This window comes from Pseudomonas sp. GW821-FHT02A11, from assembly GCF_059421985.1.
In genome coordinates, this window is the sequence record NZ_JBWKWB010000019.1 from 36,559 (window position 1) to 61,225 (window position 24,667).

The 24,667-nt window shown below is 60.3% G+C and carries 22 protein-coding genes and 1 pseudogene; 13 read left to right on the forward strand and 10 right to left on the reverse strand.

All coding sequences use genetic code 11. The features are described from left to right. Positions 1–43: 43 nt before the first annotated feature. The 10 genes from AC07V9_RS22365 to AC07V9_RS22410 all read left to right on the forward strand — a co-directional run bounded on the left by AC07V9_RS22365 (position 44) and on the right by AC07V9_RS22410 (position 9,571). Entirely contained in the window at positions 44–568 is a 525-nt protein-coding gene (locus AC07V9_RS22365) for a hypothetical protein (RefSeq protein ID WP_495017817.1), read from the forward strand. Between the two features lie 103 nt (positions 569–671). Continuing rightward, on the forward strand, positions 672–863 hold the full coding sequence (locus AC07V9_RS22370; protein WP_108239855.1) for a PLD nuclease N-terminal domain-containing protein: 192 nt from the start codon (positions 672–674) through the stop codon (positions 861–863). Positions 864–1,039: 176 nt separating this feature from the next. Next, positions 1,040–1,291, forward strand: a complete 252-nt coding sequence (locus tag AC07V9_RS22375) for a helix-turn-helix domain-containing protein (protein WP_495017818.1) — start codon at positions 1,040–1,042, stop codon at positions 1,289–1,291. Beyond that, positions 1,288–2,505 carry a type II toxin-antitoxin system HipA family toxin gene (locus tag AC07V9_RS22380; protein WP_495017819.1) on the forward strand — a complete coding sequence of 406 codons (1,218 nt, stop codon included), beginning with the start codon at positions 1,288–1,290 and terminating at the stop codon, positions 2,503–2,505. The genes AC07V9_RS22375 and AC07V9_RS22380 overlap by 4 nt, the downstream gene beginning before the upstream one ends. Before the next feature lie 263 nt (positions 2,506–2,768). After that, entirely contained in the window at positions 2,769–4,841 is a 2,073-nt protein-coding gene (locus AC07V9_RS22385) for an LTA synthase family protein (protein ID WP_495017820.1), read from the forward strand. A 147-nt stretch (positions 4,842–4,988) separates the two neighbouring features. Then, positions 4,989–5,225 carry a hypothetical protein gene (locus AC07V9_RS22390; RefSeq protein ID WP_495017821.1) on the forward strand — a complete coding sequence of 79 codons (237 nt, stop codon included), beginning with the start codon at positions 4,989–4,991 and terminating at the stop codon, positions 5,223–5,225. Between the two features lie 249 nt (positions 5,226–5,474). Continuing rightward, positions 5,475–5,813, forward strand: coding sequence for a ribonuclease E inhibitor RraB (locus tag AC07V9_RS22395; protein WP_495017822.1), 339 nt, complete (start codon positions 5,475–5,477; stop codon positions 5,811–5,813). A gap of 540 nt (positions 5,814–6,353) precedes the next feature. Then, on the forward strand, positions 6,354–7,763 hold the full coding sequence (locus AC07V9_RS22400) for a circularly permuted type 2 ATP-grasp protein (RefSeq protein WP_495017823.1): 1,410 nt from the start codon (positions 6,354–6,356) through the stop codon (positions 7,761–7,763). Positions 7,764–7,775: 12 nt separating this feature from the next. Next, entirely contained in the window at positions 7,776–8,735 is a 960-nt protein-coding gene (locus AC07V9_RS22405; protein ID WP_495017824.1) for an alpha-E domain-containing protein, read from the forward strand. Next, positions 8,732–9,571 (forward strand): transglutaminase family protein, encoded by an 840-nt coding sequence (locus tag AC07V9_RS22410; protein ID WP_495017825.1) that lies wholly within the window; start codon positions 8,732–8,734, stop codon positions 9,569–9,571. Before AC07V9_RS22405 ends, AC07V9_RS22410 begins: the two co-directional genes overlap by 4 nt. Before the next feature lie 155 nt (positions 9,572–9,726). On the opposite strand, the gene AC07V9_RS22415 is transcribed toward AC07V9_RS22410, so the two are convergent. Both AC07V9_RS22415 and AC07V9_RS22420 read right to left on the reverse strand, forming a co-directional pair. Then, entirely contained in the window at positions 9,727–10,518 is a 792-nt protein-coding gene (locus tag AC07V9_RS22415; RefSeq protein ID WP_495017874.1) for a cytochrome c, read from the reverse strand. Then, positions 10,518–10,900, reverse strand: a pseudogene (locus AC07V9_RS22420) (rhodanese-like domain-containing protein). The gene AC07V9_RS22415 and the pseudogene AC07V9_RS22420 overlap by 1 nt, the downstream one beginning before the upstream one ends. A gap of 634 nt (positions 10,901–11,534) precedes the next feature. Between AC07V9_RS22420 and AC07V9_RS22425 the strand changes: the two are divergent. From AC07V9_RS22425 to AC07V9_RS22435, 3 genes are all read left to right on the forward strand, one after another. After that, on the forward strand, positions 11,535–12,740 hold the full coding sequence (locus AC07V9_RS22425; RefSeq protein WP_495017826.1) for an acetyl-CoA C-acetyltransferase: 1,206 nt from the start codon (positions 11,535–11,537) through the stop codon (positions 12,738–12,740). Positions 12,741–12,861: 121 nt separating this feature from the next. Next, the gene (locus AC07V9_RS22430) at positions 12,862–15,003 is read left to right on the forward strand and encodes a 3-hydroxyacyl-CoA dehydrogenase NAD-binding domain-containing protein (protein ID WP_495017827.1); all 2,142 of its coding nucleotides are present in this window, start codon (positions 12,862–12,864) and stop codon (positions 15,001–15,003) included. A gap of 147 nt (positions 15,004–15,150) precedes the next feature. After that, the gene (locus tag AC07V9_RS22435; RefSeq protein WP_495017828.1) at positions 15,151–15,873 is read left to right on the forward strand and encodes an amidotransferase; all 723 of its coding nucleotides are present in this window, start codon (positions 15,151–15,153) and stop codon (positions 15,871–15,873) included. A 135-nt stretch (positions 15,874–16,008) separates the two neighbouring features. Here AC07V9_RS22435 and AC07V9_RS22440 read toward each other — a convergent pair whose 3' ends face one another. From AC07V9_RS22440 to AC07V9_RS22475, 8 genes are all read right to left on the reverse strand, one after another. Then, a complete protein-coding gene (locus AC07V9_RS22440) occupies positions 16,009–16,980 on the reverse strand; it encodes a magnesium and cobalt transport protein CorA (protein ID WP_495017829.1) in 972 nt (323 codons plus the stop codon). Between the two features lie 70 nt (positions 16,981–17,050). Continuing rightward, positions 17,051–17,827, reverse strand: a complete 777-nt coding sequence (locus AC07V9_RS22445) for a lysophospholipid acyltransferase family protein (protein ID WP_495017830.1) — start codon at positions 17,825–17,827, stop codon at positions 17,051–17,053. A 121-nt stretch (positions 17,828–17,948) separates the two neighbouring features. Further along, positions 17,949–18,632 (reverse strand): sulfite exporter TauE/SafE family protein, encoded by a 684-nt coding sequence (locus AC07V9_RS22450; RefSeq protein WP_495017831.1) that lies wholly within the window; start codon positions 18,630–18,632, stop codon positions 17,949–17,951. After that, positions 18,625–18,855 carry a cbb3-type cytochrome oxidase assembly protein CcoS gene (gene ccoS, locus AC07V9_RS22455; RefSeq protein ID WP_495017832.1) on the reverse strand — a complete coding sequence of 77 codons (231 nt, stop codon included), beginning with the start codon at positions 18,853–18,855 and terminating at the stop codon, positions 18,625–18,627. Before ccoS ends, AC07V9_RS22450 begins: the two co-directional genes overlap by 8 nt. 17 nt (positions 18,856–18,872) lie before the next feature. Further along, positions 18,873–21,326 carry a heavy metal translocating P-type ATPase gene (locus AC07V9_RS22460; RefSeq protein WP_495017833.1) on the reverse strand — a complete coding sequence of 818 codons (2,454 nt, stop codon included), beginning with the start codon at positions 21,324–21,326 and terminating at the stop codon, positions 18,873–18,875. Between the two features lie 4 nt (positions 21,327–21,330). Continuing rightward, positions 21,331–21,870 carry a FixH family protein gene (locus tag AC07V9_RS22465; RefSeq protein ID WP_495017834.1) on the reverse strand — a complete coding sequence of 180 codons (540 nt, stop codon included), beginning with the start codon at positions 21,868–21,870 and terminating at the stop codon, positions 21,331–21,333. Positions 21,871–21,882: 12 nt separating this feature from the next. Continuing rightward, a complete protein-coding gene (gene ccoG / locus AC07V9_RS22470; protein ID WP_495017835.1) occupies positions 21,883–23,298 on the reverse strand; it encodes a cytochrome c oxidase accessory protein CcoG in 1,416 nt (471 codons plus the stop codon). Between the two features lie 213 nt (positions 23,299–23,511). Continuing rightward, on the reverse strand, positions 23,512–24,579 hold the full coding sequence (locus tag AC07V9_RS22475; RefSeq protein ID WP_495017836.1) for a metallophosphoesterase family protein: 1,068 nt from the start codon (positions 24,577–24,579) through the stop codon (positions 23,512–23,514). Positions 24,580–24,667: the final 88 nt, after the last annotated feature.

A 24,667-nucleotide genomic window follows, 5' to 3' on the forward strand; every position in this document is an offset into this window, starting at 1 on the left:
CCCGCTATCCTTCGCGGCCGTTCTCTCCCCGGATGCCATTGTCATGAAAGCCTCACTCCTCGAATTCATCAGCAAGATCAGCTCCGGCTGCATGAGCGACGAGGAAATCGCCAAAGTTGCCGACGAGGCCGCCCAGGCCTACGCCGACCCCGACGCCTTCCTGGCTGCCAACCCCGACGTCAATTACGATGACACCTTCCCGATTCCGCTCGGTGAATGGGTGGTGGTCGGCAGTCTGCCGGAAACCGTGATGTTTCAGGCCGATAACTACATGGATTTGCTCGGCGAAATCATTGCCTCCTTCGGCCCGAGCGTGCCCTTTAATATCAAGCCCAAGCAACTGGCCAAGACCGAGCCGTTGACCGCGCTCAATCGCATCCAGATCCAGCTGAGCAGCATGAACAGGGAAGCGGGCGGCTACGTGCTGATGAACTTCAGCGAGCCACTGGATGACGAGTTGCAAACGGTCCTGGTCTACGGCAATGACCAGGCCCGGGTGATGGCGCTAGGTGTCGAGCTGGGCATTCTCATCGAGCCTGCCCTCGAAGCCCTCAAGGCGCAGAGCTGAATTTCGCCGCGGTTGGCACCCTGAAATATCCCTCCCGACCAACGGAACCCTCGTCAAGCGGCGCTACTCCTAACTGGGCAAGCTTTCATTAAGGAGCGACACCATGGGTTCCACCTTCAATGGTCTGGTTGGACTGATCATTTTGGCCCTCGACATCTGGGCCATTCTCAATGTGCTCAAAAGCGGCGCGGAAACCGGAATGAAGATTCTCTGGGTACTGCTGATCGCATTGCTGCCAGTCCTGGGTCTGATCATCTGGGCAATCGCCGGCCCCCGCGGGAATGTGCGGGTTTAGCATTCGCCTCACCGCTTCAAGAACATCGACGCCTGATCAACCCGCTTGATCAGGCGTTTTTGTTATGTATACGTAACATCTCATGTTTGATGTTATTTATGCGTAACCTTGATTGAAGAACCTAGATGTTACGTATACATTCCATTCTTCAGAGAATGTTATGTAGGTGTAACAAAATGGATGCGATCCTGCTTATCGAGCGGTTGGGCAAACAGATTGAGGACATGCGCAAGGCGCGAGGCCTGACGCAGGTGCAACTGGCCGCTCGATCCGGGTTGACCCGCCAAAAGCTGGCTGAAATCGAGAAAGGCAGCCCTACGGTATCCATGAGCTTCTATGCGAAAGCGCTCGCGGCGCTGGGGGCAGAAATCAGTGTCGTGCCCGCGCGACGGCCCTCCTTTGAAGAGTTGCGGGAGGTCTTTCGATGAAGCCGCTGGATCGTGTACGGATCTTCACACCGCAAGGCGAAAGCGGAGAACTGGCGGCGTCCGAGTCCGGTGATTACCTGTTTCGCTATGGCCTGGATGCCGGGGCACAAACCTCGATCAGCCTGACCATGCCAGTGCGCGACGCAGCGTACACGTCGCGAAGCCTGCACCCTGTGTTTCAAATGAACCTGCCAGAAGGCTACGTGCTGGAGCAGTTACGCAATCGTCTGGCGAAGACCACACCGATCAATCCAATGCTGTTGATGGCGCTGACCGGCAGCGGTTCGCCGATTGGCCGGGTGGCTGTGCAATCGCCGTTGATCGACGAGTTGCTGGGTCATCCGACGAAGACCCAAGGGCGCAGTCTGGCGCAGATCCTCAGCTGGGATGGCGCTCACGATCTGTTCGCCGAGCTGGTGGACAGCTACATTCTGCGCAGCGGCATTTCTGGCGTTCAGCCCAAAGTGATCGTGCCTGAATCGGCGTTCGAGGCTGACCCCAAGGCCACCCTGTTAATGCCCGAGCTGATCGTGAAATCAGGCAGGGCCGATTTTCCGGGCCTGGCGATCAATGAGTTCGTCTGCATGGATGCGGCGCGCCGGGCTGACATGCCGGTGCCTGAGTTCTACCTCTCACAAAACCGGCAACTGTTTGTGATGCGCCGTTTTGATCGAGAGCCCGATCAGTGCCCGATCGGCTTCGAAGACATGGCGGTGCTGATGGGGCTGGGCACTGAGCAGAAATACGATTCAAGCTACGAGAAAATTGCGCGGGCCATCCGGTTGTTCTGCGCCCCTGAGCATATTCCCGCGTCGCTTGAGCAGTTCTTCGACATCGTGGCGTTGAGCTGCATGGTCGGCAACGGCGACGCGCATCTGAAAAACTTCGGGCTGTTGTACCGCGACCCTTTTGGCTCCGACGCGCAGCTAGCGCCGGCTTACGACATCGTCAACACCACTGCCTACATCGAAGAAGACTCCCTGGCGCTGCAACTGGCCGGATCGAAAAGCCTGTTCGGCTCACGTTTGGGAATTCTGGAGCTGGCGTCGGCTTGCAATATTCGCAAACCAGCGCCGCGTCTTGCGCGCCTGGTTGCCGCTGTTTACCAATCGCTGGAGGCCAACGCGGCGTTGGCCGAGCACGCACCGCATGTGTTCAGCGCCATCGAGTATGCGGTCGGTCTGTATGCCCAGACCTTCAAGGCAAAGCCATGATAGAGGTTTGTAAGAAAATATTAGAACCGCACCCAATCAACGGAATTTTCACTGCCTGATGGGGAAAATCCGCGTCGCTTGCGGCTCGCTTGCTGAACGGAACCTGAAATTGCCCGACCGCGGCCATTAAGAATGTGCCACATCGGTGGTAAAGACTGTCTGATCACGTAATATTTGCCCCCCGCGACCCAACCGGCGTTTCGATGTCACCGGGCGCACTGGCTTTTCGAACTTAAACCTGAATCCAACGGATCCTACAACACATGGCCAAACCGGACGCCCCGGCGCGCGCGCCGCAACCTACCGTCAAATCGCACCTGGCTTACACGCTCCTGAGCGGCCTGGCGCTGATGGTTATGTACACCCTGTTGCGCGTGGCGCTGCTGGTCTACAACCGTGAAGGCATTGGCGCCACGCCTGCCTCGTCGTTCATTGAGGCATTCGGCAACGGCCTGCGGTTCGACCTGCGCCTGGTGGTCTACATCCTGATCCCGCTGCTGCTGGCCCTGTTCAGCGCCCGCCTGATGGCGGCGCGGGGCGTGTTTCGTTTCTGGCTGACGCTGGTCGCGAGCCTGACCACCTTCTTCGGCCTGATGGAGATGGACTTCTACCGCGAATTCCACCAGCGCCTCAACGGCCTGGTCTTTCAGTACGTGAAGGAAGACCCGAAAACCGTACTGAGCATGATCTGGTACGGCTACCCGGTGGTGCGCTACCTGCTCGCTTGGGCGCTGCTGACCTGGCTGCTGAGCCTGGTGTTCAAGGGCATCGACCGTATGACCCGTCCTCGCGGCGGCTTCAATATCAGCAGTGCCAGCAACCGCATTGCCGCGCCGTGGTACACCCGCGTCGGCGTGTTCGTGCTGTGTCTGGTGGTCGCGGTGATCGCAGCGCGTGGCACGTTGCGCCAGGGGCCTCCACTGCGTTGGGGGGATGCCTACACCACCGAATCCAATTTCGCCAACACCCTGGGCCTGAACGGTACGCTGACGCTGATCGCGGCCGCCAAGAGCCGGATGTCCGAAGATCGCGACAACATCTGGAAAGCCACGCTGCCACAGCCCGAGGCTCAGCAGACCGTGCGTGACATGCTGCTGACCGCCAACGACAAACTGGTGGACTCGGACAGCGCCGCGGTGCGCCGCGAATTCACGCCGCCAGAGAGCAACACGCTGCCGATCAAGAACGTGGTCGTCATCCTGATGGAAAGCTTCGCCGGTCACTCGGTAGGGGCGTTGGGCGATGAGTCGAACATCACGCCTTATTTCGACAAGCTGTCGGAAGAGGGGCTGCTCTTCGATCGTTTCTTCTCCAACGGCACGCACACCCATCAGGGTATGTTCGCGACCATGGCCTGCTTCCCGAACCTGCCAGGCTTCGAATACCTGATGCAGACCCCGGAAGGCAGTCACAAGCTGTCGGGCCTGCCGCAGTTGCTGAGCGCGCGCAAATACGACGACGTGTACGTTTACAACGGCGACTTCGCCTGGGATAACCAGTCCGGTTTCTTCAGCAACCAGGGCATGACCAACTTCATCGGCCGCAACGACTTCGTCAATCCGGTGTTCTCCGACCCGACGTGGGGCGTGTCCGACCAGGACATGTTCGACCGTGGCGCCGAAGAGCTCAAAGCCCGCCAGGCCAAAGGCAAGCCGTTCTATGCCTTGCTGCAGACCCTGTCCAACCACACGCCGTACGCCTTGCCTGCCAACCTGCCGGTTGAGCGCGTGACCGGCCACGGCACCCTGGACGAGCACCTGACGGCGATGCGTTATTCGGACTGGGCGCTGGGTCAGTTTTTCGAGAAGGCCAAGAAAGAGCCGTACTACAAGGACACCCTGTTCGTCGTGGTCGGCGACCATGGCTTCGGCAACAACGAGCAGATCACCGAGATGGACCTGGGCCGTTTCAACGTGCCGATGCTGATGATCGCCCCGGGCCTGCAGGACAAGTTCGGCAAGCGCAGCAGCATCGTCGGCACGCAGATCGACATCGTGCCGACCATCATGGGCCGTCTGGGCGGTGACACCGTGCACCAGTGCTGGGGTCGTGACCTGCTGAACCTGCCGGCGGGCGATCTGGGCTTTGGTGTGATCAAGCCGTCGGGCAGCGAGCAGACCGTGGCGCTGGTTACCGGCAACCGCATCCTGATCGAGCCCAAGGAAATGGAGCCGAAGGTCTACAGCTACGAGCTGGGCACCAAGCCGCACGCCGAACTGGTCCCGAACGCACCTGACGTCGCCGAGCTGCGCAGGAAGCTCGACAGCTTCCTGCAGACTGCGACCAAGAGTTTGCTAGACAACACGGCGGGGGTGAAAGACGCCAAGCCGCAATAAGCCAGCCCCTCTGAAAAACGCCCCGATATCGGGGCGTTTTTTTGCGTCGCTTCATGACGCTCCGGCCATTCACATCGTTGGAACGTCGCAGGCACAGCAGGGTCAAGATCATTAGGCCGGTTTCCGGCCCTGACTGAGGAGACATTGATGAAAGTCTGGACTATTTCGTTTCAGGATAAAGATGGCGTGCAGCAAACCCATAATCTTGAACTCGAGCACCGTCCCAGTGAGGAAGAAGCTGCGCGGTTTTTGCGCCCGATTCTGTTCCCGGTCGTCAATGAGCTTGATCTGAACGATCTGGACGGCCGATCAAAAGCGCCTACGGCGGAAGTGTTAAAAGAACAGAATGCGGTACAGATCCTTTCCATCGTCGAGGCATCTTGAGAAAACCCCTGAAATAACCGCACGTTGCCGATTGGCAACGGGCTAGCAATGAGCGTAATCTGCCAATGAGGTCGGTGAAACATCGCCCGAGCCTACTTGTGCAACGGTGCCTGATGTGTCACACCAGCGCCGGCCTTGCCAGCGACATGCTTGAGTCCCGGGTGGCGGATGATCCGCTGCTCTACGCCTCCCCAGGAGGCGTTTCGGGATCGTTGAAACTCTATCTATCGTTGCATAGGAGGACGTTTCATGAGCACAGCCTATCAAGAAGACATCAGCAGCCACGTACTGCGCCGCATGAAAGAGAGCGGTTTCGACTTCGCACGTATCTATCCCATCGAGTTCTACGCCGTGTTCCCGGATGAGGAGCGCGCGCGTCAGGCCGCCGAGAAGTTTCGCGGCGAATCCATCAATGCCCAGATCAACGCCCGCGAGGACGGCGCGTGGCATCTGCAATTGAGCAAAGTGATGTACGCCACTTACGACGCAATAGGAGATTTCGAGCAGGACTTTCAAAGCGCGATCTTCGGCCTGGATGGCGAGGTCGAAGGCTGGGGCGTGAAGCAGGAGATCAAGCGGGTTCATTGATGCTGCACGCATGAGCCTGGCACTGAACCTCTGTGGGAGCGAATTCATCCGCGAAAAATGGTCTGGTCGATACAGACGTGTCGGTTGTGCGGGCCTATCGCGAATGAATTCGCTCCCACAGGCTTTGCACCGGCTGAGGGTGCACCACCCGAAGATCACCGAAGTTGCCGAATCGCCATCAGCCAAAACAGGGCAAAAAAAAGCCGCTCGGATGAGAGCGGCGGAAAGGGAATTTCGTTTAAAAATCCGGTAACACAGAAGCCATCTGTGGGCAGTCTGAAGCCCGTTGCTCTGCGTCGATGGGGCGATTATCCGCACAAAAAGCCCGATCCGGAAATCAACTCTGGCTATGCTGGTCATAGATTTCCCGGTGGCGGGACGCTTCTCTATGAAGCGTAGGAGAATGGGTGAGGGCGCTTCTTGCACAGGAATGGTGCGAGGGGTTTCGCTGGTTTATTCAACTCATTGATTTTAAAGCGTTTATGCCGCTGGCACGGGCCTTGCGAAGGTCCCTGTGTCCATGGTGACAAGGAGTACGGCATGATCCGCACCTTTTATGATGAGATGTACGATGTTGACGGCACTGTCCGTCCGCATTATCGGGAATTCGCCCGCTGGCTGGGCGAAGCGCCACCTGAGCTGCTGGCTCAGCGTCGGCGTGAGGCCGATCTTTTGTTTCATCGCGCCGGGATTACCTTCACGCTGTACGGTGACGAGCAGGGGACCGAGCGTCTGATCCCCTTCGATACGATTCCACGCAGTATCCCCGCCAGTGAGTGGCGTGTGGTCGAAAAGGGCTGCATCCAGCGGGTCAAGGCGCTGAACATGTTTCTCGCCGACCTTTACCACGACCAACGCATCATCAAGGCTGGCATCATTCCCGCCGAACAGGTGCTGGCCAACGAGCAGTACCAGTTGGCGATGCAAGGCCTGACCCTTCACCGTGACCTGTATTCACACATCTCCGGGGTCGACCTGGTGCGCGACGGCGACGGGACCTATTACGTTCTCGAAGACAATCTGCGCACCCCAAGCGGCGTGAGCTACATGCTCGAAGACCGCAAGATGATGATGCGCCTGTTTCCCGAACTGTTCGCCGCGCAACGCATCGCTCCGATCGATCACTACCCCAACCTGTTGCTCGATACGTTGAAAAGCTCGAGCCCGCTGGATAACCCCAGCGTGGTGGTGCTGACGCCCGGTCGTTTCAACAGTGCGTTCTTCGAGCATGCGTTTCTGGCGCGGGAAATGGGCGTTGAGCTAGTGGAAGGCGCCGACCTGTTCGTGCGTGACGATCGTGTGTACATGCGCACCACGGACGGCCCGAAAGCAGTGGACGTGATCTATCGCCGTCTCGACGATGCGTTTCTCGATCCGCTGGCATTCAACCCGGATTCAATGCTCGGCGTGCCGGGCCTGCTGTCGGCCTACCGCTCGGGCAATGTGGTGCTGGCCAACGCCATTGGCACCGGCGTGGCCGACGACAAATCGGTGTACCCGTTCGTGACTGACATGATCCGCTTCTACCTCGACGAGGAGCCTATCCTCAAGAACGTACCGACCTGGCAATGCCGCAAACCCGAAGAGTTGTCTCACGTGCTGGCCAACCTCGGCGACCTGGTGGTCAAGGAGACCCAGGGCTCCGGCGGCTACGGCATGCTGGTCGGTCCTGCGGCGACGGCGGCCGAGATCGAGTCCTTCCGCGCACGCCTCAAAGCCAAGCCACACGCGTACATCGCTCAACCCACCTTGTCCCTGTCGACCTGTCCGACCTTCGTCGAGAACGGCATCGCCCCGCGACACATCGACCTGCGCCCATTCGTTCTGTCTGGCCGCGAAACCCGCGTCGTGCCTGGCGGCCTGACTCGCGTCGCTTTGCGCGAAGGCTCGTTGGTGGTGAACTCGTCGCAGGGTGGCGGAACCAAGGACACCTGGGTGGTCGAGGATTAAGGATGCCTGCCAATGTTAAGTAGAACTGCCTCGGATTTATATTGGATGTCGCGGTACCTGGAGCGGGCGGAAAACCTCGCACGGATGCTGGACGTCAGCTACTCGCTGTCGCTGATGCCTCAGGATGGACGCGGGGATGGCCTCAATGAACTCGCCATGCCGCTGCTGATTACCGGCACCCTGGACGATTACCGCGAGCGCCATGGCGAGCTGCACGCCGAGCGCCTGCTGCATTTCTTCGCGCTGGATGCCGCCAACCCGGCCAGCATCTTCAGCTGCCTGGCGGCGGCGCGGGCCAGTGCCCATGCGGTGCGTGGGCGCATTACCGCGGACATGTGGGAAAACATCAATTCCACGTATCTGGAAATTCGCGGCATCGCCGAACAGGGCCTGAGCCGCTATGGCATGAGTCGCTTCTGCGAGTGGGTCAAGGAGCGTTCGCACCTGTTCCGCGGCGCCACCTACGGCACCATCATGCGCAACGATGCGTTCCGTTTCATCCGCCTGGGCACCTTCATCGAGCGCGCCGACAATACTTTGCGCATGCTCGATGCCCGCTACGAAATGCTCGAACTGCGCGGGCCGTCGGCGAACGCGGCGGCAGACAGCTCGGCCGCCGGTTACTACCAATGGAGCGCTCTGCTGCGAGCGCTGTCGTCGTTCGAGGCCTACACCGAGGTCTATCGCGATGCGCCGGGTGCGCGTCAGGTCGCCGAATTACTGCTGTTGCGCGCGGACATTCCGCGTTCGCTGCGTGCGTGCCTCGAAGAACTGGACATGATCCTGGCCAGCCTGCCGGGGGCCAACGGGCGTCCTGCGCAGCGTCTGGCGGCCGAGCTCGATGCCCGTCTGCGTTACACCGGCATCGACGAAATCCTCGGCGAAGGCCTGCATGAATGGTTGAACGAATTCATTCCGCTGCTGGCCCAATTGGGTAACGTTATTCACACTTCTTATCTGGAGGCTGCATGAGACTCTCAATTAGCCACGAGACCACCTATCACTACGACGATCAGGTCCGCGCCAGCATCCAGTATTTGCGTCTGACCCCACACGACAGCGAGCGCCAGCAGGTGCTCAGCTGGCAGCTGGCACTGCCGCGCCCGGTGCGTGCGCAGGTCGATCCGTTCGGCAATATCCTCCACGTTCTGACCATGGACGAGCCCCATGAAGCCATCGTCATCGGCGCGCGCGGGCAGGTGGAAATCGATGAAAAACGTGAGGCCGAGCATGAAAGCCAGTCCTCGCTGCCATTTCTGCGCTTCACGCGCCTGACCGAAGCGGACGAAGCGATTCGCGCGTTCGCGGCCAAAGAAACGAAAAAACGTACCGATCGCACTGCGCTGATTGACCTGATGCAGGCGCTGAACCAGCACATCGTGTACACCCCCGGCGCCACGGCCGTCGACACCCCTGCGGCGCAAGCCTTTGCCAACGGCGCGGGCGTCTGCCAGGACCACACCCATGCGTTCCTGGCCTGCGCCCGCAGCCTGGGCGTACCTGCGCGTTATGTGTCGGGGTATCTGTACAGCGACACCAGCGAGCACCTGGCCAGCCATGCCTGGGCCGAGGCCTGGATCGATGACGCCTGGTACAGCTTTGACGTGACCAACCAGTTGGCGATCCCGGAGCGTCATTTGAAGCTGGCGGTCGGGCTCGATTACCTGGATGCCTGCCCGGTGCGCGGTATGCGCCGTGGCGGCGGTTGCGAGCAGATGCATGCCAAGGTCGTGGTGTCGCCTTCTGCGCCGATTGCAGTCCCTGTTGCAAAGCCGGTGGTGCAGATGCAGGTGCAGCGACAGTCGTAGGGTGTGAGGTGGTGTTAGTACATAAAAAATGTATGAACGACAGATGATCTGTGGGAGCGAATTCATTCGCGAAAAATAGCCCGTCCGATACGAATGTGTCGGCTGTACCGACCCATCGCGGATGAATTGGCTCCCACAGGTTTCCGATCATCTTGTCATTGATCGACCTTACGTCCCGCCATGTGCTTCAAATAACTCACCACCTGCCCCAATTCCTCATCCGATAACACTTCCGGCGGGATCGCCGGCATCTTCGCCTGCGGCCACTGCCGCAGGTTTTGCGGGTTGCGGATGTACAGTTTCAGGTAGTCCCCGGCGAAGTATTCGGTGGGGTTATGGGGAATGTTCAGGTCCGGGCCGAGTTGCGAATCCCCCGCGCCATTCAAGCGGTGACAGGCGAAACAGTTCCTCTGAAACAGCGCGAACCCCTTGGTCACCGGGTCGTCTGCCGCAAGCTTGGGGTCGGGCAAGAGGGCCGGGAAGCGCTCGGCCACCGAAGCCAACAGACGAATCTTGCCGACGGCGTAGGGCCATTGCTCGGGGCTGATCTTGCTGGCCGCAGGGTCGGTCCACACGAGATAAAACGGCCCCGCGCTGGGTTTGTCCTTGCTCAAGTCTGGCCAGGGGTGCGCAGGGTCTTCGATGGCCAGCCAGGCTTGGGAGCCGGTTTTCTGCAGAAGGGGCGCTGCTGGTATTTCTGCGGCGAAGCCATCGGTGGCGACGGCCTGAAGATGCGCATCGCTGGAGACACCCTCCAGAAGCGCGGCGACGGGCACTGCGCGATAGTGCATGGCGCGCTTGTACGAAACGTCTTGAGGAATATCGATCTCACGGGCCTGAGGATGATTGAGCAGTTGCTCGGTGTCCCAAGTGCGAGTGCCGTGGGCGAGATCGAGGGTCAGTTGGGCAGCATGAACGGGCAGGGCCAGCAGAACGCTTGCCAGCATCAAAAACGGGCGCAAGATGGGGGGTACTCCGCAGGATCGTCGGTGATGTCATACAGCGCATTGTGCAACTCGTCGTAGGAGCCGCCGTTGATGATACTGGTATAACCAGCCTTTATCAGCTTGTCCTGCGTCCGGCCCGCGCGGCTGCCGGTGGATCTGAAGATCACCAGTACCAGATTGCGGTCGGTCATGACCTGCTTGAACTGAATTGACCAGGCGCCGGTCATCGACGCGCACGGCAACGTCCCGGCCTCATACTCCCTCTGGCGGCGACATTGATAGCCAACTTGCCATCGCAGATTGCGGCCACGGCTTCGGCCTGTTCGACAGGCCCTGCCTGTGCGCTAATGCATGTAGCCAGTGCGAATACTGCCAGCCACATGACGCATGTGTTCATCCTCTCCCTGGATAGGGAAAGGGTGGCACAAATGTGCTATGGCGCAAACGTGTTGCAGGCGTCAGCCGAACAACCGAGTCAGGTTCGGCAAGATCAACAAGAGTGTGGTAGCGAAAACAATCAGTCCCGCTTGACGTACTTTCGAATGCTTGAACATGGCGTAGGCCTTCTTTTTGTTATTCCTGAGCGACAAAAGCTCACCGGCTTCGATGAATGAAAGAAGCGGCAGCTGGCAAAGGTAAAATCCAGAGAGCAGGTGTCCCGAACAAGGTGGCCGGAGACCAGGCGCTAAAAGAATTTGTTATTGCGCTTCTGCTACAGACATAACCTTAGAGCCCACGTGCGGGGCTGTTTAGATCGGTTTGCTATGAATCATTCGATTTGGTTAGGAGAAATGGTGATAAAGCCTTTTGCTAGTATCCAACATTCCCTTGCTAGACACGTTCGGCGAAATAAAGAGCTGTCCGATAGCTCACTACCGTTCGTCCGAGTCCGAAACTTCCCACAACCAGCTAACCTTCATCCCAGTCAAGCGAACTGAGCACTTCGATCATTGAATGTATCTGTGTGACATTTAAGGTGTCAGCAGCATAAAAAACAGCAGGGCAGCGAGGACACAATGACTGAGGCGTTTATTTACGATGCGCTGCGCACACCGCGAGGCAAGGGCAAGGCTGATGGTTCCTTATACGGCGTCAAGCCGGTGAATCTGGTCGCCGGCTTACTGAGCGAATTGCAAGTGCGCAATCGCCTGGATACCACTCAGGTCGATGACATCGTCCTGGGCTGTGTGACCCCGGTGGGCGATCAAGGCGCGGACATTGCCAAGACCGCCGCGCTGGTAGCCGATTGGGCGGTCAATGTGGCGGGGGTGCAGGTCAACCGCTTCTGCGCCTCGGGCCTTGAAGCGGTGAACCTGGGCGCGATGAAAGTGCGGTCCGGGTTCGAGGACCTGGTGGTGGTCGGCGGCGTGGAATCGATGTCACGGGTGCCGATGGGCAGCGACGGCGGCGCCTGGGTGCTCGACCCGCAGACCAACCTGCACACCCACTTCACTCCGCAGGGCATCGGCGCCGACCTGATCGCGACCCTTGAAGGTTTCAGCCGCGAAGACGTCGACCGTTTCGCCCTGCAATCCCAGCAAAAAGCCGCGCGAGCGTCCGAGACAGGCGCGTTCAAGCGTTCACTGGTGCCGGTGCGGGATCAGAACGGCATGTTGCTGCTTGATCACGATGAATTCATTCGCCCCGATTCCACCCTGCAAGGGCTGAGCAAGCTCAAGCCCAGTTTCGAGGCCATCGGCCAGCTGGGATACGACGCCACGGCCCTGCGGGTGTACAGCCACGTCGAGCGTATCGATCACGTGCACACCCCCGGCAACAGCTCGGGCATCGTCGACGGCGCGGCCCTGATGTTGCTGGGCTCGGAGCGCAAGGGCCAGGAACTGGGTTTGCAGCCTCGGGCGCGCATCGTGGCAACGGCCGTCACCAGCACCGACCCGACCATCATGCTCACCGGCCCCGGACCTGCCACGCGCAAGGCACTGGCGCGGGCAGGGCTGAAGCTCGAGGACATCGACCTGTTCGAAGTCAACGAAGCCTTCGCCTCGGTGGTGCTCAAGTTCATCAAGGACATGCGCGTCGACCCGCTGAAGGTCAACGTCAACGGCGGCTCAATCGCCCTTGGTCACCCCTTGGGAGCGACCGGTTGCATCATTCTCGGCACCTTGCTCGACGAGCTGGAAGCGCGGCAGTTGCGTTACGGCCTGGCGACCTTGTGCGTGGGCGGTGGCATGGGCATCGCGACGATTATCGAGCGGGTTTAGCCGCTTTTGTCGTTGGCTTTTGATTCTGGCCGCAGGGCGTAGGAGCAAGCTTGCTCCTACGCCCTCCGGGCAGACGCCGAATCGTCATTTACATAAAAACAGCTTCAGGAAGAACGACCGCATGACTGACGCCATCCAGTACGAAATCGGCCCCGATCAGATCGTCACACTGACGCTGGACATGCCCGGCCAGCAGGCCAACACCATGAACGAGACCTGGCGCCTGGCCATGGCCGCGACGCTGGCCCGTTTGCAGGCCGACGAGGACGGGATCGTCGGCGTGATCATCCGCTCGGCGAAAAAGACCTTTTTCGCAGGGGGCGATCTCAACGAGCTGGTCCAGGTCGACAAGGCCCGTGCCGAGTGGTTTTACCAGATGACGCTTGACCTCAAGGCGCAGTTGCGGGCGCTGGAAACCTTTGGCAAACCGGTGGTCGCGGCCATAAACGGAGCAGCACTGGGCGGGGGTTGGGAGTTGTGCCTGGCCTGTCATTGGCGCATTGCTCTGGATGAAAAACACGTGCGCCTCGGCCTGCCCGAAGTGACCTTGGGCCTGCTTCCCGGTGGCGGCGGCACGGTGCGGCTGGTGCGCATGTTGGGGCTGGAAAAGGCCCTGCCGTTGTTGATGGAAGGCCGGACCTTGAGCGCACAACAGGCCCTCAAGGCAGGCCTCGTCGATCAAGTCGCCAACGACGCCGACGATCTGTTGGCCAAGGCCCGGGAGTGGATTTTGGCCAATCCGGCGCCGAGCAAGGCGTGGGATCAGCCGGGCTTTCAGATTCCGGGAGGCACACCATCGCACCCGAAAATCGCGCAAATGCTGGCCATCGCGCCGTCTATCCTGCGCAGCAAGACGCAAGGCTGTTATCCCGCGCCCGAGAAAATCCTCGCTGCAGCCGTCGAAGGCGCACAGGTGGATTTCCACACCGCCGAGAAGATCGAGGCGCGTTATTTCACCGAACTGACCACCGGCCAGATCGCCAAGAACATGATCGGCACCTGGTTTCAGCTCAACGAGCTCAACGCTGGCGACTCCCGGCCCAAGGCGCCGCCGGTCTATCACATGCGCAAGGTCGGCATCCTGGGCGCCGGGATGATGGGCGGCGGGATTGCCTATGTCACGGCATTGGCCGGGGTCAATGTGGTGCTCAAGGACGTCAACATGGCCGCCGCGCAGAAGGGCAAGGATTACTCGGTGCGTCTGCTGGACAAACAAGTCGCCAGTGGCCGCCTGCAGCCCGAACAGCGCGACGCCATCCTCGGCCGGATCAAGACCACGGGCCGCGACAGCGATCTGGAAGGCTGCGACCTGATCATCGAGGCCGTGTTCGAAGACCGCGCGCTCAAGGCTCAGGTCAGCGCTGCTGCCGAGCAAGTGGTGGTGCCATACGCGGTGATCGCCTCCAACACCTCGACCTTGCCGATCACCGGGCTGGCCACGGCGATCAGTCGCCAGGAACGCTTCGTCGGCCTGCATTTCTTCAGCCCCGTGGACAAGATGCGCCTGGTGGAAATCATCAAAGGCGCGCGCACCAACGACATGACCCTGGCCCGCGCCTTCGATTTCGTGCAGCAGATCAACAAGACGCCCATCGTGGTCAACGATGCGCGAGGCTTCTTTACTTCGCGGGTTTTCGCGACCTTCACCAACGAGGGTATCGCCATGCTCGGCGAGGGCATCTCGGCGGTGATGATCGAAACCGAAGCGCGCAAGGCCGGGATGCCGGTCGGGCCCTTGGCGGTGTCGGATGAAGTGTCGCTGAGCCTGATGAGCCACATTCGTCAGCAGGCGCGCAAGGATTTGGCCGAGCAGGGCGAAACCGTTGAGGAGCATCCGGCGACGGCCGTGATCGATTTGTTGCTCAACGAGTACAAACGCGCAGGCAAGGCGGCAGGCGGCGGTTTTTACGACTACCCCGAGGGCGTGCCCAAACGCCTGTGGCCGGAGCTCAAGACGCGTTTTGAAAAGCCCCAAGCGCAGATCGCCGGGCAGGAAATTCGCGATCGTTTGCTGTTCATTCAGGCCATCGAAACCGTCCGCTGTGTGGAAGAGGGCGTGCTGCGCTCAACCGCTGACGCCAATATCGGCTCGATCTACGGCATCGGCTTTCCCGCCTGGACCGGTGGGGCGCTGCAGTTCATAAATCAGTACGGGCTCAAGGATTTCATCGCCCGTGCGCAGTACCTGGCCGAGCACTATGGTGAGCGTTTCGAGCCACCTGCATTGCTGCTGGACAAGGCGCTGAACGGCAGCACGTTTTGAGACGACAACTGCGTCGCAGGATTTCCAAGCGGTACAGCGACGATTCAGCAACCCCTGCTGTAAACGCACAAGCGGCCCTTGCCTTGCCTCAGGGTTCAAGGCAGGCTTGGGTGTGTGCATTTTCGCCTTGTCGCTTCAGGTATTTTTATGTCGTTACGCATCTGCATTCTGGAAACCGACGTTCTTCGCCCGGAACTGGTCGATCAATACACCGGTTATGGACGGATGTTCGAGTCGCTGTTCTCTCGCCAGCCCATCCCGGCCGAATTCGTCGTCTACAACGTGATGCAGGGCAACTACCCGCCAGATGAAGAGCGCTTCGATGCGTACCTGGTGACCGGCTCCAAGGCCGACTCCTTCGGCGCCGACCCCTGGATTCAAACGCTCAAGACCTACCTTTTGGAACGCTACGAGCGCGGCGACAAGCTGCTGGGTGTGTGCTTCGGGCATCAGTTGCTGGCGCTGTTGCTCGGCGGCAAGACCGAGCGTGCCACCCAAGGCTGGGGCGTTGGCATTCACCACTATGACCTGGCACCGGCCAAACCGTGGATGAGCCCTTCCATGGACAAACTGACCCTGCTGATCAGCCATCAGGACCAGGTCACTGCGCTGCCGGAAGGCGCGACGGTCATTGCGTCCAGCCCGTTCTGCCAGTTCGCTGCGTACCACATCAACGATCAGGTGCTGTGCTTCCAGGGCCACCCGGAGTTCATCCATGACTACTCGCGCACCTTGCTCGACATTCGTCAGGAGGCACTGGGCGAGCAGGTGTACAGCAAAGGCATCGCCAGCCTGGAAGAAGATCACCACGGCACCACGGTGGCCGAATGGATGATGCGGTTTGTGGCGAACAAGCCTGAAGTCGCCTGAGTTATCTCGCCTCGCCTCATTCCTGTAGGAGCGCGCTTGCCCGCGATTGCACTTTGGCATTCCCATAAATGTTGAATGTGCCAACGTCATCGCGGGCAAGCGCGCTCCTACAAGGTCAAAAGATGCCGCCGTCTGTTACAACCACCCCGACCGCTTGAAGCTGGCAAACAAGATCCCGCACCCACCCAGAATCACCCCCAGCACGGCAAAATAGCCGTAATGCCAGCTCAGCTCCGGCATGTTCTGGAAATTCATCCCATAGATCCCGGCAATCGCTGTGGGAAACGCCAGAATCGCCGCCCAGGCCGCGAACTTGCGCTGGGTCAGGCTTTGCCGTGAGGACTCCAGCAGCAAGCCGATTTCGATGGTCTGGCTGGCGATGTCCCTCAGATTGGCCAAGTCCTCCATCTGCCGCTTCACGTGGATTTCCACGTCGCGAAAGTACGGGCGCATGTTTTTGTCGATAAAGGGAAAATCCAGCTTCTGCAGCTCTTCGCCAATCTCCACCATTGGCGCAACATAACGGCGCAATCGCAGCAGATCGCGACGCAAGCTGTGGATGCGGTGAATGTCGGCTTCGTTGAGTTCGGTGCTCAGGACGCTGTGCTCCAGCTCCTCGAGCTCGCAATGAATGGCCTCGGTGACCGGCTGGTAGTTCTCGGTGACAAAATCCAGCAGCGCGTAGAGGACGAAATCCTCGCCGTGCTCCAGCAGCAATGGCCGCGCTTCGCAACGCTGACGCACCAGACCGTAGGATTTGGAGTCGCCATTGCGCGAAGTGATGATGTACCCCTTGCCCGCGAAGATGTGCGTCTCGATGAAGATCAGCTTGCCATTCTCGCGAATGGGCGCGTAGGTGACGATGAACAGGGCGTCGCCGAAGGTTTCCAGCTTCGGTCGGCTGTGCACCTCCAGCGCATCTTCGATGGCCAGTTCATGCAGACAGAATTGTTTTTGCAGGGTGGCCAGCTCCTGAGCACTGGGCTGCTCCAGGCCGATCCAGACGAAATGCCCAGGCTTTGCGGCCCAGGCGGCCCCTTCGTCGAGGCTAATGTTGGTGACCTTTTTTCCGGCGCTGTAAACCGCGGCAGCAACTACTCGGCCCATGGTATTCGCTTCTTCTAGGAGGGAATCACGCGCAGCTTAGCGCGCTCTGCCTACTCAGAGTCGGCGAAATTCAAGGAGTTCGAGGGTTTTGTGAGAGCTGTTCAGGCGCGGTTTGGGCAACGATCCTGGGCGCGCGCAGGTGCGCGTCCATCTGCTCGATGCAGGCCTGCATCTGGCTGTGGCAACGGGCAATCAGGTCCGGGATGTCGTCGCCGGTCAGGCCTGTGGTCGGCAGCTCAGGCAGCGAGCGAATCATCACCTGGCCGCTGTCCCACTGGCCCAGGCGCATGTCGCGCACATAGGTACTCACGCACACCGGCACGATGGGCACGCCCGCGTCGATGGCCATCTGGAACGCGCCGCGTTTGAACGGCAGCAAGCCCTTGCCCTGGTTGCGCGTGCCTTCCGGGAACACCCAGATCGAGGTGTCTTTATGTTGCAGGGTTTCGGTGGTCTGGCGAATGGACAGGCGTGCCCGCAGCGGATTACCGCGATCGATCAGCACGTTGCCGGCCAACCAGAACAACTGACCGAAAAAGGGCACCCATTTGAGGCTCTTCTTGCCGATGCACACCGTGCGCGGCGGCACGATGTTGCCAAGGATGAACAGGTCGTAGTTGGACTGATGGTTGGCAACGATCACGCACGGGCGCGTGCGATCGAACTGCGCGCCCATTTCGGCTTTCAAGCGAAGACGCAGAATCCACATCGCGGGTAGCGCATAAAGGCGCGCGCACAGGCGGCTGTTGTCGGGGTTGAACGGGCGGCACAGGCCAAGCATCAGCCCCAGACAACCCGCAGCGATGAAATGCACCGTCATCAGCAACATACGCAGCACGAACAGCATGAAGACCACCCGGTAACAAAAGGTTGCGCAGTGTACGGATGTGCACTTGAATCGGCAATTGCCGTACAGACCGGTGGCGGTGGGGGAGTTTAAGGAGATGTTTCACGGCATTGGCAGCTGGCTAATGCCCCATCAACCAATGCTGATGGGGGCCTGGGAGGGTCCAGAGACCGAACAGCATGACCAGCAAACCACCTGCCACGCGCACACCACGCTGACGCAGCAAGGTAGTGGTGCGCTCAGCGGCAAGACCGGTGGCGAGGAGCACCGGCCAAGTGCCAAGGCCGAAGGCCAGCATGAGCAGCGCACTGTAAAAGGCATCGCCCTGACTGGCCGACCACAGCAAGGTGCTGTACACCAGCCCGCACGGCAGCCAGCCCCATAGCGCGCCGAGCAGCAGGGCCCGAGGCAGGCTCGACACGGGCAGCAGGCGGCTGGCAAGCGGCTGAATGTAACGCCACAGCCAGCGCCCCAAGGCTTCGATGCGCGTCAGGCCGCTCCACCATCCCGCCAGGTACAACCCCATACAGATCAGCAGCACGGCAGCAATGACCCGCAACACCATCGCACCCGGACTGTTGGCCACGGCCCAGCCGGCCAGCCCGATCAGCAAACCGGCGCAGGCATAGCTGAAAATGCGCCCCAGGTTGTAGGCCAGCAGCAGGCGCAAACGTCGGCTGCGTTGCTCCTTGGGGATGGCCAAGGTCAGCGCGCCCATCAGCCCGCCGCACATGCCCAGGCAATGGCCGCCGCCGAGCAGGCCGAGTATCAGCGCGCAAAGCAGTTGGGGGAGGAGGTCAGGCATGGGGCAGCTTTTTGTCCTTAGCCGGATCTGAGGCGGTGCCGGGTTTGCCCGACGCCTCATCCACGCCAGCCTTGTGGCTCGGGTCCTGATCGTCGAACAGAATGCTATGGGCCGGGCCATCCATGTCGTCGTACTGGCCGCTGTCCACGGCCCAGAAGAACACGTAGATCGCCACGGCCACGATCAGCAGGGCCACCGGAATCATGATGTAAAGCGCGGGCATCGAGCCTCCGCAATCCGTTACGTGACCAGTGGGCGAGCAGCGCCGACCGGGGTGAATGAGGTGTCGCGAGTGGGGCGGCGCGTCAGGCGCAAGGCGTTGAGCACGACGATCAGCGAACTCACCGACATGCCTGCCGCCGCCCACAACGGTGTGATCCAGCCGAGGGCGGCGAACGGCAGCATGAGGCCATTGTACAGCCCGGCCCAGAGCAAATTCTCGATGATGATGCGCCGAGTGCGGCGGGCGAGGGCGAAGGCCTGCACCAGCGCCTGCAATCGGTTGGACAACAGCACGGCATCGGCGCTGGTCTTGGCCAGATCCGTCGCCGAGCCCATCGCTACGCTGATGTCAGCGGCCGCCAATGCCGGCACGTCGTTGACCCCGTCGCCGATCATCAACACCTTGCGGCCCTCGGCGCGTAGTTGTTGAAGAATCTGCAGCTTGTCATCAGGGCGCAGGCTGCCCCGCACCTCATCGATCTTCAATTGCGCGGCGACAATGCCGACCATCGGCGAGCTGTCGCCTGACAGCAGCAAGGTCTTCCAGCCCCGTTGCTTGCAGGCATCGATCAACAGCGCCGCGTCGTCACGCAGGTGGTCATCCAGCACCAGCCAGGCCAGCAGCTGCTTTTCATCGCCGAGCATCAGCCACTGTCCGGGTTCATCAGGCAGCGCCGGCACCGGGCTGCCGCTCAGCGCGCAGACAAACCCCGGCTCGCCAATGCGCAGGCGGCGTCCCTCAACCAGGCCTTCGAGGCCTGACCCCGGCGTGGTGATGACCTGCTCGGCAGTGAGCGGCGTGCCGCCAAAGGCACGGGCGATGGGGTGCTCGGAGTGGTTTTCCAGCGCGGCGGCCAGACACAAACAGTCGTCGCTGTTCAGCGTCCCCAGGCTGCGAATCGCCTTGAGAGTCAGACGGCCTTCGGTCAGAGTGCCAGTCTTGTCGAAAATCACCGTGTCGATCTGATTCAAGCCTTCGAGCACGTGGCCTCGGGTTAGCAACAGGCCCAGGCCATGCAGGGTGCCGGTAGCCGAGGTCAGCGCCGTGGGCGTGGCCAGCGACAGCGCGCACGGGCAGGTGGCTACCAACATCGCCAACACAATCCAGAACGCCCGTTGCGGGTCCAGTTGCCACCACAGCAAGCCGATGCCAAGGGCGCACCCCAGCGAAATCAGCAGAAACCACTGGGCTGCCCGGTCCGCCATCTGCGCCACCGGGGGCTTTTCCGATTGCGCACGGTCGAGCAAACGAACGATCGCCGACAGCCGTGTGTCGTGGCCTAGGGCCAGGACTTCGACGGTCAGCGCGCTCTCGATGTTCAGCGTCCCGGCGGTGACGGCATCACCGATGAGGCGCGGTAGCGGCAGGTATTCCCCGGTCAGCAGCGACTCATCCACGCTCGAACGGCCCGAAACAATGCACCCATCCGCCGGCAGCACCGCGCCAGGTTGCACCAGAACACGATCGCCTACGCGCAACTCGCCAAGCAGAATGCGCTCGCTCTGGCCGTCTTCATTAAGGCGCAGACAGGACGCGGGCAACAGATTCACCAGTTGCGCCGTGGCAGCGGCGGTGCGCTCCCGAGCGCGGCGCTCCAGATAACGCCCGGCCAGCAGAAACAGCGCAAACATGCCCACCGCATCGAAGTACAACTCGCCGACGCCGGTGATCGCTGTCCAGATGCCCGCCACGTAGGCCATGCCAATGGCCAGCGACACGGACACATCCATCGTCAGATGACGGGTGCGCAGATCGCGCAGCGCGCCTTTGAAGAAAGGCGCGCAGCTGTAGAACACGATGGGAGTCGTCAGAAACATCGCCACCCAGCGCAGGATCGTGTGCATTTGCGGACTTAAATCGATGTTGAATTCTGGCCAGGTGGCCATGGTCGCCATCATCGCCTGAAACCACAGCAGCCCTGCGACGCCCAACTGGCGCAGGCTGCGGCGGTTTTCCTGAGCCAGCTGCTCGGTGGCCTGATCCGGTTGGTAAGGGTGCGCCGCGTAACCGATGTGGCGAATCTCGTTCAACACCTTGCTCAGGGCCAGATCGCCGTCGTTCCAGCGCAGATGCAGGCGATGGTTGGACAGGTTCAGACGCGCATCGGCAACGGCGGGGAAGGTACGCAAATGACGTTCGATCAACCAGCCACACGCGGCACAACTGATGCCTTCGATCAGCAATGTGGTCTCGGCCTGTTGCGCGTCATGACGCACGAACGGTGCTTGTACGTCGGGGCGATCGTACAGCGCCTGTTCGTCGATCAGTTGTGTAGGCAACGTCTGAGGATTGGTTGAGGCTTCGCTGCGATGGCTGTAGTAGCTTTCCAGCCCGCCCGCAATGATGGTCTGCGCCACGGCCTGGCAGCCGGGGCAGCAGAACTCACGGGTCTCGCCCAGCACGGCAGTGGTAAAGCGCCCACCGGGCGGCACGGGCAGAGCGCAATGGAAGCAGGGGGTTGGCACGTTCACGTCATCACTTCTTCAGCGCTTCGGCACCCTGAATCGGCTCATCGCCCAGAATCAGATCCTTGTCGCGGCTGATGGACTCTTCCTCGAACAGGCGCCAGGTCTGGCTGTTTTCCACACCCAGCAGCTCGACGAAACGCCGGCCTTCGACCCTGTCGCTCATCTGCCCGACATACCGCCCCGGTTGCGCCGGGTTGCGGGCCAGGACGATCTTGCGGTCCTTTTCCGGTTGCGTCGGCGAGATCAGGTTCAGCACCAGGGTTTCCGGCTGGCTGTCGCCGGTCAGGCGCAGGTCCGCTTCGCCGGTCACGTCGTCCAGAGTCACGCTGGCGCGCAGCTTCAGGGTTTGCGCGAGCAATTCGCGATCCAGTGAGCGATTGATACCTTTGCCCGCTTCGTAATAGTTGTCGCTGACCAGGTTGTCCGGATGGGTCACGGCAATGGTCACCATCGACAGGGTGAGGGTGACCGAGCAGATCAGGATGCCGATGATGATCCACGGCCAAAGGTGCTTGTACCAAGGGTTTGTGGCGGTTGCTAGGGTCATGTCTGGCGTCTCTCAACGAACGTGTGGGCCGATGAACCGGCTCTTGGCCTGCACTTGGGTGCCGCTGTCTTCTAGGTCTTTAAGGATGAAACGGATCTCGTTGGTGCTCGATGGCAGTTGTTCGGGCGAGACCGACAACTCTACCGGCAGGGTGAAGATTTCACCCGCGGCCACCTTGATCTCGCGACGGCCCTGCAGCTTCAGGTCCGGCAGGCCCGTGGCGTCGAGTAGGTAGGTGTGGTCCTTTTGATCCTTGTTCATCACTTTGAGGCTGTAGACGTTTTCGATTCGGCCCTCGGCGTTCTCGCGGTACAGCACGCGGTCCTTGCTGACATCGAAGCCCACCAACGAGCGCATGAAAAACGCCCCGGCCAGTACGCCGATCATGAGCAAAAGCACCACGGCATAGCCGATCAAGCGGGGGCGCAGCTTGTGCGTGACCTGGCCGGAGAGGTTGTGTTCGGTGGTGTAGCTGATCAGGCCGCGAGGGTAGTTCATCTTGTCCATGATGGTGTCGCAGGCGTCGATGCAGGCCGCGCAGCCGATGCACTCGATCTGCAGGCCGTCGCGGATGTCGATGCCGGTGGGGCAGACCTGAACGCACATGGTGCAGTCGATGCAGTCACCCAGGCCTTGAGCCTTGTAGTCCACATCTTTTTTGCGCGTGCCGCGTTTCTCCCCGCGACGTGGGTCATAGGAAACGATGAGGGTGTCCTTGTCGAACATCACACTTTGAAAACGCGCATAGGGGCACATGTAAATGCACACCTGTTCGCGCAGCCAGCCGGCGTTGCCGTAGGTGGCCAAGGTGAAGAACCCGACCCAGAAGTACGACCAGCCATCGGCCTGGCCGGTGAAGAAATCCACGGTCAGCTCTCGGATCGGCGAGAAATAGCCGACGAAGGTCAGCCCGGTGACCAGCCCGATCAATAGCCACAGGCCATGTTTGGCGGACTTGCGGACGAGTTTATTGGCGCCCATGGGCGCGTTGTCCAGCTTCATGCGCTGGTTGCGGTCGCCCTCGGTGACCTTCTCGCACCACATGAAAATCCACGTCCACACGCTCTGCGGGCAGGTATAGCCGCACCACACGCGGCCAGCGAACACGGTAATGAAAAACAGGCCGAAAGCCGCGACGATCAAAATGCCCGACAGCAGAATGAAATCCTGCGGCCAGAAGGTGGCGCCGAAGATGTAGAACTTGCGCTCCGGCAGGTTCCACCAGACGGCTTGATGCCCGCCCCAATTGAGCCAGACCGTGCCGAAATACAGCACGAACAGCACGATCCCGCCACCGATGCGCAGATTACGGAATACACCCGTGAACGCCCGGGTGTAGATCTTTTCCCGGGAGGCGTAGAGGTCAACGGTGTCACTCTCTTTATGGGTCGGCGGAGTGACATTGTGTACCGGAATCTGGTTGCTCATCTTGGCGCCCTCATCGAGGCCTGCCACGGTAAGGGGCAGTGGATAAATGCCCCGGTCAGTGCGTGCCGACCGGGGTCATGGGGTGTTGTTCTATCGCCCATCATTGATGTTGTGATTTTAGTCGAGTGAGGTGCAAGTGCGGCCGCGCCGCAGCAAGATCTGCCCAAAGGCGTCGCCGTTGTTTTCAGGACGGCACCCCATAAGCGGCCGGGCTCATGCTGGACCCGGTAGCGCAATCGCATCGATGGTCTTCATGTCGGCCCAATTGTTATTTTTAACGGTACTGATCTTGAGTTGCCTTGTTGCGCGGTCGACTTCCGCAATCAGGTAGGTACCTTGAGAGGCAGAGCCGCTGACATAGGCCGGAACGTCACCAAAGTGGTAACGAGAGCTGCGCTTCCCGTTTACCTTGTGCAGATGTCCGGCGAAAACGGCGGAAACCTGATAGTCATTGATCATCTTTTTGAAGCGCTGGATTTCGGCAGCGTTGTGTACCCAATCTTGCGAGTCGTGCATGTTCAAAATGATGATGCGGTTGTTGGCGCGTGCTTGCTGCAGTTGATTTTCCAGCCAGTCCAGCGAGTCGCTGATCCTGAAATCGTAGGTGCGTGCCTGCAGCCAGATTCTGGAGTCGAAGTTAACCCGGTAGTTGGGGTAGTTATTCAGCTGGATGAGCTGAACGTCGCCGATCTGCTTGCTGTACGCGAGGCTTCCACGCCATGTTTCATTGCGACCCGTGTGCTGGATGTCCAGGTCCATCGAGTCGACCTTGTGCTGCATCCTGTCGCGCAAATCGAACAGGCTGTCTCGCGCACATCCGTTGCTGCCACAATCATCGACGTTATTGTCATAGTCATGATTGCCCAGGCCGAAGTAATAGTCGCCATTGAGGTAGCGATCCAGAGTGGAATACAGATAATCGCGTTGCCAGCCGTGGCCATAGGCGGTCATGTCGCCGTTGATCATCACCGGTACATAGTGCTGGCTTTTGGCATTGCGAAAATCGGCGATGCTCTGATACTGCTCCTCGACCAATTGGCGGGCCAACCGTTGATTTTCACGGGCGGAAATATCGACGTCATCGTCGCTATAGGTCGTCCACGGATATTGCGGGTCTGAAGTGAACACCAGAAACGATGACCCCGAGTGGTGGATGAAAGGCTGGTCTGAGGCTTTGGCAACCACCGGCGGCGCATCGCTGACCGGCTGGGTGGCGTGGGCGGTAAGGCTGGCCAGGCACAGGCCCAGCGACCCGAATACGAGTGCGAATTTGTTCATCATGTACATGTCCTTATGAGTGTCACACCAAGTGCGCGTCCTGCGACTTGTGCTTCTGAGCGTACAAGCCCTTCGGGCTGGAGATGCGGTG